This is a genomic window from Streptomyces sp. NBC_01445 (assembly GCF_035918235.1).
GTDB lineage: Bacteria > Actinomycetota > Actinomycetes > Streptomycetales > Streptomycetaceae > Streptomyces.
On sequence record NZ_CP109485.1, the window covers coordinates 8,119,059 to 8,131,058 of the forward strand.

Consider the following 12,000-nt stretch of genomic DNA (forward strand, 5'->3'; position numbering starts at 1 on the left):
CGTACGATGGGGCTCTTGTACGTACCGCATCAGGAGCCCCACCCGTGACCGCCGAAGCCCTCGCCCGCCCCGCCCAGTCTTACGGACAGCTCGTCCCCGTCACCGTGCACTTCGACGACCTCGACGCGCTCGGTCTGCTCCACAACGCCCGCTACCCGGTGATGGTCGAGCGGGCCTGGACCGCGCTGTGGGCGGAGCGCGGCCTCGTCTTCGAGGGCGACTGGGTGGCGGCCGGCGACTTCTGCAACGCCGTCAAGGAACTGCGCATCACCTACGACGCGCCGGTCAACCGCCCCGGCGCGTACGCCGTGCACCTCTGGCTCGACCGGCTCGGCACCACCGGCCTGACGTACGGCTTCCGCTTCTGCTCGGCGGACGGTGGGACGACCTACGCCCGAGGCACCCGTGTGCTCGTCCGCCTCGACCCGGCCACCCTGCGCCCCGCCCCCTGGAGCGAGATGTTCAGGACCCTTGGCCGTGAGCTCCTGCGGACGCAGGACTGACCTCGGCCTGCTTCGTCGGCTTACGGTCCCCCGTGCGCAGCACCCCCGCGAACACCGCGAGCCCGCACGCCAGGAACGTCACCAGGCCGAAGGACACCACCAGGCTCGTCGCGTCGGCGACCGTCCCGATCGCGGAAGGGGCGACGAGGCCCGAGGTGTACGTGATGGTGGCGACACCGGCGATGGCCTGGCTCGGATTCGGCCCGCTGCGACCCGCCGCCGCGAAGGCGAGCGGCACGACGACCGCGATCCCGAGGCCCATCAGGCCGAATCCGGCCATCGCGACCGCCGGGTTCGGCGCCACCACGACGAGCAGTCCGCCGAGCGCGGCGCCCACCCCGCCGACCCGCACGGTGCGCACCGCGCCGAACCGGTCCACGATCCTGTCGCCGACGAGCCGCGCCACGGCCATCGTGAGCGTGAACGCGGTGGTGCACGCTGCCGCGAGTCCGGCGGACGTGTCCAGGACGTCCCGCAGATAGACCGCCGACCAGTCCAGGCTCGCCCCCTCGGCGAAGACGGCGCAGAAGCCGACAGCGCCGATCAGCAGCGCCGACCTGGGCGGCAGCGCGAAGCGCGGTGGCGGCTCCTCGTCCTCCGTGGGGCGCAGGTCCAGCACGCCTCCGCACGCGATGAAGCCCACGACCGTCAGCGTCGCCGCGGCGAGCAGGTGGTGCAGCCGGGCGTCGGAGCCGAGGTGCGCGGCCAGCGTGCCGGCCGCCGAACCGATGAGGGCGCCCACGCTCCACATGCCGTGCAGGCTGGACATGATCGACCGGTCGAGGCGGTTCTCCACCTCGACGCCCAGCGCGTTCATCGCCACGTCCGACATGCCCGCCGACGCGCCGTACGCGAAGAGAGCCACGCACAGCACCAGCAGATTCGGCGCGAGCGAGGGCAGGATCAGCGCGAGCGTCCACAGGGCCAGCAGCCCGCGCAGCGCCGTGCGCGCGCCGAACCGATGGCTCACCCAGCCCGCGATCGGCATCGCCACCGAGGCGCCGAGCGCGGGGAAGGCGAGCGCGAGTCCCAGCTGGCCCGCGCTGACCCCCGCGTGCTCCTGGATCCAGGGCACCCGGGTCGCGAACGACCCGGTGACCGCTCCATGGACGCAGAAGACGGCCGCGACCGCATAGCGGGCACGCTTCAACTCCCTTGCCCCGTAACCGACTTCACTCATCCAGCGTGCCCTTCCCGATACCGTCCCAGGCTACTGGCGTAAACTATCAGGAACCCTGCCTGATAAATAGCCGGTTTCCCACCGGTCTCCCCGTACGGCCCCGGTCCCGGCAGCGAAGGCGATCTGGAAGGATCCGCGCCATGCCCGCATCACCGAGTACCGCCAGGGCCATCAACGACCGGCTCGCCCTGCGCCTCCTGCAGAGCGAAGGGCCCCTGACGGCCGGGCAGTTGAAGGAGCTCACCGGCCTGTCCCGGCCCTCCGTCGCCGACCTCGTCGAGCGGCTCACGGCCCAGGGCCTGATCGAGGTCGTCGGGGAAGCCGGCGCCCAGCGCCGCGGCCCCAACGCCAAGCTCCACGGGATCGTTTCCGGGCTCGCCCATCTCGCCGCGCTCGACGTCCGGACCGAGGGCGTCACCCTCACCGTCGCCGACCTGGTGGGCACGGTCCTCGCCGAGGCGTCCGCGCCCATCGACGACGAGGAAGGCACCGGCCCCGCCGTCGAACGGGCCGTCGCACTGGTCGAGCGCACGGCGAAGGAGGCGGGCGCCGAACGCCTGCACACCGTGGGAATCGGCGCGCCCGGTCTCATCGACCCCGTCACCGGCGAACTGCGCGACTCGTCGGGCCTGCCCGAGTGGCACCGCCGCCTCGTCGCCGCCCTCCACGAACGCCTGCCCGCCCGCGTCCTGGTCGAGAACGAGACCAACCTCGCCGCCCTCGCCGAACAGCGCGACGGCGCGGCCCGCGACCGCGACACGTTCGCCCTGCTCTGGCTCGGCCACGGCATCGGCGCCGCGGTCGTCCTCGACGGCGTCCTGCGCCGGGGGGCCTCCGGCGGCACCGGCGAGATCGGCTTCCTGCCCGTGCCAGGGACGTCCGGACTCCCGTCCGCGACCGGGTGCGACGGAGGCTTCCACTCGCTGGCCGGATCCGCCGCCATCGCCGAACTCGCCCGTGCGCACGGCCTGGTGGGCCCGACGGCTGCCGCACCGGGGGAGCCGGCCGCCGCGGCGCTCGTGCGTGAAGCGGTGCGGGCGGAACCCGGGACGCCCGCCGCCCGCTTCCTCGACGCACTCGCCGACCGGCTCGTCCTCGGCGCCGCCTCGGTCGTCGCCGTCCTCGACCCCGGCTGCCTCGTCCTGGGCGGCGAGGTCGGCCGCGCCGGAGGCGACCGCCTCGCGACCCTGGTCGCCAGCCGCCTCGCCGCCATGTCCCCCCTGCCCACCGAGGTGCGGGCCGGCGCCCTCGGGGGCGGCGCGGTGCTGCGCGGAGCGCTGCTCATGGCGCGTGACGGGGCGCAGGACGACCTCTTCGCGCCGACGGACCGCTGACCCCGCGCACGCACCCGGGTCAGCTCGCGGGGAACCGCCGCGCGAGGAACTCCTCGAACGTGCCCTTGCCCACTGCCCGTTCGGGCGTCAGATGCCCACCGTCCCGCATGCCCTTGTACGCCTTCCCGGCCAGGCGCACCTCGACGACCGTCCGGCGCCGACGGCTCGCGCGCAGGTAGGCGCGCGCCAGATCCGGGGCCGTACGCACCTCGGGACCACCCATGTCCGCCACGCGCCCCGCAGGTGCGCCCGTCGCCAACTCCACCAGGCGGTCGGCCACTTCGGCGACATCGACCGGCTGGTCGGCGACCCCCGCGGGAAGGAGCATCACCGGCAGCCTGGCCAGTGTCTGAAGCCCCTGGAACACCAGGTCGTGGAACTGCGTCGTGCGCAGCACCGTCCAGCCGAGACCCGACTCCTCGACCAGCTTCTCGACCGCGTGCTTGGACTTGTAGTAGCCGAGCGGCACCCGGTCCACGCCCACGATCGAGATGTACAGCAGATGCGACACCCCGGCCCGCCGCGCGGCCTCGATCAGATGCCCGGCCGCCTTCTCGTCACCGCCGCGCGGCGTGCTCGCGCAGTGCACGATCGCGTCCACACCCGCGACGGCCTCGTCCAGGCCTGGTCCGCCCTCGCGCAGGTCCACCGCGTACGGCCGCGCGTGCCGGCTGAGCACGCGCACCTCGTGCCCGCCCGCGCGCAGCCGCTCGGCGACGAGCCTGCCGAGGGTTCCCGTGCCGCCGGTCACCAGGATCGTGGTCATCGCAGTTCAGCTCCTTCGCGCACCGGACGCTCCACGGTGGAACGTCCCTCGCCAGGTGAGACTGGTGACGGCGCGAAAATGTGACATCGTCCGCGAGGCGCCTCGGGATTCCGCCGGCACGCCGCCCACCTCGGCGGTTGCGATCGTCACGCTCTTGCCCTGGCAGAGGGGACCGCCCGGAACGCTGCGCGAGTCCACGCACACGGCCTGTGAGCCAGCCCACAGCCGATCACCCGTTTGGCCCACGCGGGGACGTGGCACACTGGCCCTGTACCAGAAGCAGCGCACTCCGGGGTCGGTGAAAGTCCGAACCGGCGGTTACAGTCCGCGACCCGGTCGCTTCCAGCGGCCGGTTGACCAGGTGAAATTCCTGGACCGACGGTTAAAGTCCGGATGGGAGGCAGTGCGCGGCGGGCGGGCATTCGTGCGCGTCGCCGTCTGTTTCGACGTGTCCTCAGGGACAGGTCTCATTCGGCGTCGGCCTCGGTGTCCTCGCCCGTACGTTCTGTCGCCGTATCGCGACAGTGCCCCGGAGTCCGTGCCCGAAGAGGCAGGAGGACCCGGTGGCCCCCACTTCCGCAGTGCCCGCCCGGCGAGCAGCCGTGCGCCCGCACGCGTCCTTCGCTCCTTCAGGAATCCCCGCCGGCCCTGAGGCGTTGCGCCTCACCGCCACCCTTGTCGGCCCCGCGGCCCCTGCAGCGAAGGAGCACTGAAGTGTTCACCGGAATCGTCGAAGAGCTGGGCGAGATCACTGCCGTCGAGGAACTCGGCGACGCCTCCCGCTTCAGGCTGCGCGGCCCCGTCGTCACCGAAGGGGCGCGGCACGGCGACTCCATCGCCGTCAACGGCGTCTGTCTGACGGTCGTGGAGCACGAGGGCGACGAGTTCACCGCCGACGTCATGGCGGAGACCCTCGACCGGTCCAGCCTCGGCGCCCTCGCTGTCGGCTCCCGGGTCAACCTGGAGCGCCCCACGGCTGTCGGCGCCCGCCTGGGCGGACACATCGTGCAGGGCCACGTCGACGGCACGGGCAGCATCGTCGAGCGCAAGCCGTCGGAGAACTGGGAGATCGTCAAGGTCTCGCTCCCTGCGCACCTCGCGCGCTACGTCGTCGAGAAGGGCTCCATCACCGTCGACGGAGTGAGCCTCACGGTCGTCGACGCGGGCCCCGACTACTTCACCATCAGCCTCATCCCCACCACCCTCGCCCTGACCACGCTCGGCCTGAAGCAGGCCGGCGACCCGGTCAACCTCGAGGTCGACGTCATCGCCAAGTACGTCGAGCGGCTGCTCGGCGACCGTGCCCAGGAGGCGACCAAGTGAGCCTGAACTGGCTGAACTCCGAGGCGTTCACGCTCTTCGGCCAGCACATCATGTGGTCCGACATGATCGGCAACACCGTCGGTCTGGTCGCCCTGGCGCTCGGCTGGCGCCGCTCGATCTGGACCTGGCCCGCGCAGCTCGTCTCCGGCCTCATCCTCCTCACGGCCTTCGCCACCGCCCACCTCTCGGGCAGCGCGGGCAAGCAGCTCGTGGTCATCGTCGTCGCCGCGTGGGGCTGGTGGCAGTGGAACCGCGGCAAGGGGCAGGCCCAGGACGGCTCCCTCGCCGTCCGGTTCGCCACCTGGCGCGAGCGCGGCTACCTGCTGGGCGCCGCCGCACTCGGCACCCTGGCGGTCGGCGGCCTGTTCACCGCATTCCCCACGCTGTCGTGGGACCCCTGGCCGGACGCGTACATCTTCGTCGGCACGATCGTCGCCATGTACGCCCAGGCGCGCGGCATGGTCGAGTTCTGGTTCGCCTGGCTGCTCGTCGACCTGGTGGGCGTACCGCTGAACTTCGCCAACGGATTCGCCTTCTCCGGTTTCGTCTACGTGATCTACGGCGCGCTCGTCCTGTGGGGCATGCGCGACTGGTGGCTGCGGTCCCGCTCGGCCTCGCAGCCCGCCCTGGAAGGAGCACCGGCATGACCACGGCACCCGTCTGGTACAGCACCTCGCACGACGAGGACAACTCGGACCTGTCGCTCGACCCCGTCGAGCAGGCGATCCGCGACATCGCGAACGGCCGGCCCGTCGTGGTCGTCGACGACGAGGACCGCGAGAACGAGGGAGACCTCGTCATCGCGGCCGAGAAGGCCACCCCCGAGATCGTCGCGTTCATGATGAGCGAGTGCCGCGGCCTGATCTGCGCTCCCATGGAGAACGACGAGCTGGAGCGCCTCCAGCTGCCGCAGATGGTCGAGAACAACACCGAGTCGATGCGCACGGCCTTCACGGTCTCCGTCGACGCGGGCCCCGCGCACGGCGTGACCACCGGCATCTCCGCCGCCGACCGCGCCACCACGCTCCAGCTCCTGGCCGGCGGCACCGCCGAGGCCGGCGACTTCGTACGGCCGGGCCACATCTTCCCGCTGCGCGCCAAGGCCGGCGGCGTCCTGGTCAGGAACGGCCACACCGAGGCAGCGGTCGACCTCGCCCGGCTCGCGGGCCTGCGCCCCGCCGGAGCGATCGTCGAGATCGCGGGCGAGGACGGCACGATGCTCCGCCTGCCCGAGCTGATCCCGTTCGCCCGCAAGCACGGCCTGACGATCATCTCCATCGAGGACCTGATCGCCTACCGCCGCTCCTCCGAGCCGACGGTCCGGCGCGAGGCCGAGGTCAATCTGCCCACCGCCTTCGGTGACTTCACCGCGTACGGCTACCGCTCCACGGTCGACGGTGTCGAGCATGTGGCCCTCGTTCACGGCGAGATCGGAGACGGCCAGGACGTCCTGGTGCGGGTCCACTCCGAATGCCTCACCGGCGACGTCTTCCACTCGCTGCGCTGCGACTGCGGCCCCCAGCTGGAGGAGTCCATGCGGCGCATCACCGAGGAGGGGCGCGGCATCGTCGTCTACCTGCGCGGTCACGAGGGGCGCGGCATCGGCCTGCTCTCCAAGCTGCGCGCCTACGAGCTTCAGGAGCGCGGCCGCGACACGCTGGACGCCAATCTGGAGCTCGGCCTGCCGGCCGACTCGCGGGACTACGCGGCGGGCGCCCAGATCCTCGAGGACCTCGGCGTGCGCGGCCTGCGCCTGCTGACCAACAACCCCGACAAGACCGACGCGCTCCTGCGGCACGGCCTCAAGGTCGTCGCCCGCGAGTCCATGCCGGTCCAGGCGGGCGAGCACAACCTCCGTTACCTGCGCACCAAGCGGGACCGGATGGGCCACGACCTGCCCTGGCTGGACGCCCCCACGTCCACGACCTGCGCGAACCAGTAGCCCGTACCCCTTTCAGACGGCATACCGAACACCGAACACAGCACCACACAAGCACTGAGGAGCAACGTGAGTGGCAAGGGCGCACCCGAACTGTCCGTACGCAACTGCGGTGACCTGCGCGTCGCCGTCATCGCGGCGCAGTGGCACGAGAAGGTGATGGACGGCCTCGTGGACGGCGCCCTGCGCGCCCTGCACGAGCTGGGCATCGACGAGCCGACCCTCCTGCGGGTCCCGGGCAGCTTCGAGCTCCCCGTCGTCGCCAAGGTCCTTGCGGGCCGCGGCTACGACGCGATCGTCGCCCTCGGAGTCGTCATCCGCGGCGGCACACCGCACTTCGAGTACGTGTGCCAGGGCGTCACCATGGGGCTCACCCAGGTCAGCATCGACACCGGCGTTCCCGTCGGCTTCGGCGTGCTGACCTGTGACACAGAGGAGCAGGCCCTCGACCGCGCCGGGATCGAGGGCTCGAACGAGGACAAGGGCCACGAGGCCGTCACCGCGGCGGTCGCCACGGCGGCCACACTGCGCTCGGTCAGCGAACCCTGGCGCTGAGTGGCCGGGCGTACCCCGTAGTCTTAGGGCCATCATGGCGAACAAAACCTTCGAAGAGCTCTTCGCCGAGCTTCAGCTCAAGGCCAAGAACGGCGACCCCGCGACGTCCCGCACCGCCGAACTGGTGGACAAGGGCGTCCATGCCATCGGCAAGAAGGTCGTCGAGGAGGCCGCCGAAGTCTGGATGGCCGCCGAGCACGAGGGCAAGGAGGCCGCTGCCGAGGAAATCTCGCAGCTGCTGTACCACGTCCAGGTGATGATGGTGGCCCGGGGAATCTCCCTCGACGACGTCTACGCCCACCTCTAGAGCCGGCGCCCGGTTCACCGCCGCACGCGACACGCCCCTCTTTCACGTCTCTCACGCAAAGGAATCCGACCTCATGCTGCGCATCGCCGTCCCCAACAAGGGTTCACTGTCAGGACCTGCGTCGGCGATGCTCCATGAGGCCGGATACCAGCAGCGCAAGGAGTCCAAGGAGCTCGTCCTCGTCGACCCGGTCAACGAGGTGGAGTTCTTCTACCTCCGGCCCAAGGACATCGCGATCTACGTGTCGTCGGGCAAGCTCGACATCGGCATCACCGGCGAGGACCTGCTGATCGACTCCGGCGTCAACGCCGAGGTCATCCTGCCGCTCGGCTTCGCCCGCTCCACGTTCCGCTTCGCCGCCAAGCCGGGCACCGTCTCCGGTCTCGGGGACCTCGCGGGCAAGACGATCGCCACCTCCTACGAGGGCATCGTCGGCAAGCACCTCGCCGAGTCCGGCGTCGACGCGTCCGTCGTCCACCTCGACGGCGCCGTCGAGACGGCCATCGAGCTGGGTGTCGCCCAGGTCATCGCGGACGTCGTCGAGACCGGCACCTCCCTGCGCAACGCGGGCCTCGAGGTCTTCGGCGAGCCGATCATGAAGTCCGAGGCCGTCGTGATCCGCCGCTGCGGCGCGGCCGCGGAGGAGCCCAAGGTCCAGCAGTTCCTGCGCCGCCTCCAGGGCGTCCTGGTCGCCAGGACGTACGTGATGATGGACTACGACTGCCGCGCCGAGCACCTGGAGCAGGCCGTGGCCCTCACCCCGGGCCTCGAGTCGCCCACGGTCTCGCCGCTGCACAACGAGGGCTGGGTCGCCGTCCGTGCGATGGTCCCCGCCAAGGACGCCCAGCGCATCATGGACGACCTGTACGAACTCGGCGCGCGGGCCATCCTGACCACGGCCATCCACGCCTGCCGCCTTTGAGGACCGCAGTCATGCCCGAAGTCCCCACGCTGCCCGTCACCTTCCGGCCGGCCCGCACCCGGGCCGTCCTGCTCGGCCTCGGCGGAGCGATGTTCGTCACTCTCACGGCCATCGCCCTCATGCTGGGCGGCCTCAACCCGGGCGACCGCCTCACCTTCATCTTCACCGGGGCGCTCCTCCTCGGCGGGCTCGTCCTGCTCGCCCGGCCCAAGATCGTGGCGGACGACGAGGGCGTCACCGTCGTGAACATCGCCCGCAGCCGCCGCCTGGCCTGGGCGGAGATCGTCCAGGTCACGCTGCGGCCCGGCGACCCCTGGGTGTTCCTCAACCTCAGCGACGGCACGAGCCTGGCCGCCATGGGCATCCAGCCCGCCATGGCCAAGGAGCGTGCCCTCACCGACGCGCGTGCCCTGCGCGCCCTCACCGAGGCCCGTTCCACGGCCTCCGGGGAACTTCAGGGCTGACTCAGGGCCGCACGCCCTGACGCTTCCACCCCTGTCTTGATTAACCTGGTGGCGGGGCGCGCGCACATCGCCGCCCCGCCCCCGACGACGGGTCCGCCAGGGCCCCGGGGGTTTCCTGCTACCCGAGGAGTGACTCCCTCCGGCGATGGACGGTTCGTCCTGCAGTACATGCGCCGCCCCCTCCCGACATAGCGCGACCGAATTGCGCGTTGTGTGCGCGGAGGCGGCGGCATGACCATCCCCTTGTTGCTCCTCGGAGCGGCATTCCTGCTGATCCTGGCCAACGGCTTCTTCGTGGCGGCCGAGTTCGGCCTCGTCACGGTGGAGCGCGCCGACGCCGAGAAGGCAGCGGCCGACGGCGACCGACGGGCCCGTACCGTCGTGAACGCCCTCAAGGAGCTGTCCTTCCAGCTCTCCGGCACCCAGCTCGGCATCACCATCACCTCGCTGGTCGTCGGCATGCTCGCCGAACCGGCGCTCGCGACGCTGCTCGCGGGGCCCTTCACCGCCGTCGGCATCCCGGAAGGCGCCGTCGGAGGCGTCTCCGTCGTCATCGGCATGCTGCTGGCCTCCGCCGTGCAGATGGTGATCGGTGAGCTGGTGCCGAAGAACTGGGCGGTGTCCAAGCCGCTCCAGGTCGCACGGTTCGTCGCGGGCCCCCAGCACGCGTTCTCGCGCCTCTTCCGGCCCGTGATCGCCCTGCTCAACGCCGTGGCCAACCGCGCCGTACGCGCCCTGGGCGTCGAGCCCGCCGACGAGCTGGCCTCGGCCCGCACCCCCGGCGAGCTCGTCTCCCTGGCCCGGCACTCCGCACAGGCGGGCACCCTGGAGCAGGACACGGCGGACCTGTTCGTCCGCACCCTGTCCCTCGGAGAGCTCACCGCCCAGCACGTCATGACGCCGCGCGTGAAGGTCAGCGCGCTCCAGTCCTCGGCGACCGCCGAGGACGTCGTCAACCTCACACGCGCCACCGGCCTCTCCCGCTTCCCGGTCTACCGCGAGCGGATCGACGAGATCGTCGGCATGGTGCACCTCAAGGACGCCCTCGCGGTGCCCGCGCACGACCGGCTGCGCACCCCCGTGAGCCGCATCGCCCAGGCCCCGCTGCTCGTCCCGGAGACGCTGCCCGTGCAGCCCCTCCTGGAGCGCCTGCGCAGTGAGCAGCCCATAGCCGTCGTCGTCGACGAGTACGGCGGCACGGCCGGGGTCGTCACCCTGGAGGACATCGTCGAGGAGCTCGTCGGCGAGGTCCGCGACGAGCACGACCGCCTCGACCTGCCCGAACTCGCAGTCGCCCCGTCCGAGGACGGCCGCCCCGCGTGGGACGCCGACGGCAGCTGCCGGGTCGACATCCTGCGCCGCATAGGACTCGACGTGCCGGAAGGCCCGTACGAGACCGTCGCCGGTCTCGTCGCCGATCTGCTCGGCCGGATCCCCGCGCCCGGCGACCGGGCCGAGCTGCCCGGCTGGCGGCTCGCGGTGCGTCAGGTCGACCACTACCGCGCGGAGCGCGTCCGGATCGTCCGGACCGCGGACGCCACCCAGCCGGCGGAGGCCGCCCGATGAGCGCCCTCCAGCTCTTCTTCGCCCTGCTCCTCGTGCTGGCCAACGGTTTCTTCGTGGGGGCCGAGTTCGCCCTCGTCTCCGTGCGCCGCAGCCAGATCGAGCCCATCGACAACAACCGGGCCCGCCAGGTCCTGTACGGCCTGGAGCACCTGCCGCAGATGATGGCGGCGGCCCAGTTCGGCATCACCGTCTGCTCCTTGACGCTCGGCGCGGTCGCCGAGCCGACGGTCGCCCATCTGCTGGAGCCGCTCTTCGAGGCGATGCACCTGCCCGAGGGAATGATCCACCCCCTCGGCTACGTGATCGCGCTCGCCGCCGTCGTCAGCCTCCACCTCGTCATCGGCGAGATGGTCCCGAAGAATCTCGCGATGGCGGCGCCGGAGAAGGCCGCGCTGTGGTTCAGCCCCGGCCTCGTCGCCTTCGCCCGGCTGTGCCGGCCGGTCACCGTCGCCCTCGGCGCCTGTGCCCGGCTCGTGCTCAAGCTGTTCGGGGTCGAGCCGCGGGACGAGGTCGAGGCGGTCTTCACCAGCGTGCAGCTCGGCCGTCTCGTCGAGGACTCCGGACAGGCGGGGCTCCTCGAACCAGAGGCGCAGGAACGCCTGGAGGACGCCCTGGAGCTGGGCTCGCGCCCGGTCACCGACGTCCTGCTCGACCGGTCGTCCCTCGTCACGGTCGGCCCCTCGGTCACCCCGGGCCAGGTCATCGAGCTGACGGGCCGTACGGGCTACTCCCGCTTCCCCGTCTGCGCGGAGGGGGGTGCCTTCATGGGCTATCTGCATGTGAAGGACGTCCTCGACCTGATCGACTCCGCGGACCACGACCGCGCGGTGCCGCAGCAGATCTGGCGTCCCATGACGACGCTGCGCGCCGAACTCCCGCTCGACGACGCCCTGACGGTGATGCGCCGCGCCGCGACGCACCTCGCGCAGGTCGCCGACGCCTCGGGCCGGGTCCTCGGCCTGGTCGCCCTGGAGGACGTCCTGGAGATGCTCGTCGGCGAGGTCCGTGACCCCGCGCACCGGGACGCTCCGGCGCCCGGGGCAAGGGTCGCGGAGCCGCGGGCCGAGGCGCCGGAGGAGGCGCTGGCCGGCTGACAGGCGCACACGGCGAAGGGGCGGGTCCCGGATCGGGCCCGCCCCTT

The 12,000-nt window shown here is 71.7% G+C and carries 13 protein-coding genes and 1 riboswitch; of the genes, 11 read left to right on the plus strand and 2 right to left on the minus strand.

The features are described 5' to 3' along the window. Positions 1–44 precede the first annotated feature (44 nt). Positions 45–503: an acyl-CoA thioesterase gene (locus tag OG574_RS36975; RefSeq protein WP_326776743.1), complete on the plus strand. Its 459-nt coding sequence runs from the start codon at positions 45–47 to the stop codon at positions 501–503. Here OG574_RS36975 and OG574_RS36980 read toward each other — a convergent pair. After that, positions 463–1,683, minus strand: coding sequence for an MFS transporter (locus tag OG574_RS36980; protein ID WP_326776744.1), 1,221 nt, complete (start codon positions 1,681–1,683; stop codon positions 463–465). The two genes, OG574_RS36975 and OG574_RS36980, sit on opposite strands and share 41 nt — an antisense overlap. Before the next feature lie 140 nt (positions 1,684–1,823). Here OG574_RS36980 and OG574_RS36985 point away from each other — a divergent pair, with 140 nt between their 5' ends. Continuing rightward, entirely contained in the window at positions 1,824–3,017 is a 1,194-nt protein-coding gene (locus tag OG574_RS36985; RefSeq protein WP_326776745.1) for an ROK family transcriptional regulator, read from the plus strand. A gap of 19 nt (positions 3,018–3,036) precedes the next feature. On the opposite strand, the gene OG574_RS36990 is transcribed toward OG574_RS36985, so the two are convergent. Further along, entirely contained in the window at positions 3,037–3,783 is a 747-nt protein-coding gene (locus OG574_RS36990; RefSeq protein WP_326776746.1) for an SDR family oxidoreductase, read from the minus strand. Between the two features lie 280 nt (positions 3,784–4,063). Beyond that, positions 4,064–4,194: riboswitch (FMN riboswitch) on the plus strand. 303 nt (positions 4,195–4,497) lie between these two features. Here OG574_RS36990 and OG574_RS36995 point away from each other — a divergent pair. The 9 genes from OG574_RS36995 (at position 4,498) to OG574_RS37035 (ending at position 11,953) form a co-directional block, all read left to right on the plus strand. Then, positions 4,498–5,106 (plus strand): riboflavin synthase, encoded by a 609-nt coding sequence (locus tag OG574_RS36995; RefSeq protein WP_100597450.1) that lies wholly within the window; start codon positions 4,498–4,500, stop codon positions 5,104–5,106. Between the two features lie 2 nt (positions 5,107–5,108). Then, positions 5,109–5,753, plus strand: a complete 645-nt coding sequence (locus tag OG574_RS37000) for a nicotinamide mononucleotide transporter family protein (protein ID WP_326778742.1) — start codon at positions 5,109–5,111, stop codon at positions 5,751–5,753. Continuing rightward, the gene (locus OG574_RS37005; RefSeq protein ID WP_326776747.1) at positions 5,750–7,048 is read left to right on the plus strand and encodes a bifunctional 3,4-dihydroxy-2-butanone-4-phosphate synthase/GTP cyclohydrolase II; all 1,299 of its coding nucleotides are present in this window, start codon (positions 5,750–5,752) and stop codon (positions 7,046–7,048) included. The genes OG574_RS37000 and OG574_RS37005 overlap by 4 nt, the downstream gene beginning before the upstream one ends. Positions 7,049–7,114: 66 nt before the next feature. Continuing rightward, on the plus strand, positions 7,115–7,600 hold the full coding sequence (gene ribH / locus OG574_RS37010; protein ID WP_266668323.1) for a 6,7-dimethyl-8-ribityllumazine synthase: 486 nt from the start codon (positions 7,115–7,117) through the stop codon (positions 7,598–7,600). A gap of 34 nt (positions 7,601–7,634) precedes the next feature. Further along, positions 7,635–7,907, plus strand: a complete 273-nt coding sequence (locus OG574_RS37015; RefSeq protein ID WP_100597453.1) for a phosphoribosyl-ATP diphosphatase — start codon at positions 7,635–7,637, stop codon at positions 7,905–7,907. Positions 7,908–7,980: 73 nt separating this feature from the next. Continuing rightward, entirely contained in the window at positions 7,981–8,829 is an 849-nt protein-coding gene (gene hisG, locus OG574_RS37020; protein ID WP_326776748.1) for an ATP phosphoribosyltransferase, read from the plus strand. Positions 8,830–8,840: 11 nt separating this feature from the next. Beyond that, positions 8,841–9,293, plus strand: coding sequence for a PH domain-containing protein (locus OG574_RS37025; protein WP_326776749.1), 453 nt, complete (start codon positions 8,841–8,843; stop codon positions 9,291–9,293). A gap of 231 nt (positions 9,294–9,524) precedes the next feature. Further along, complete coding sequence (locus OG574_RS37030) at positions 9,525–10,859, plus strand: hemolysin family protein (RefSeq protein WP_326776750.1); 1,335 nt, start codon at positions 9,525–9,527, stop codon at positions 10,857–10,859. Continuing rightward, entirely contained in the window at positions 10,856–11,953 is a 1,098-nt protein-coding gene (locus OG574_RS37035) for a hemolysin family protein (RefSeq protein WP_326776751.1), read from the plus strand. Before OG574_RS37030 ends, OG574_RS37035 begins: the two co-directional genes overlap by 4 nt. Positions 11,954–12,000 lie beyond the last annotated feature (47 nt).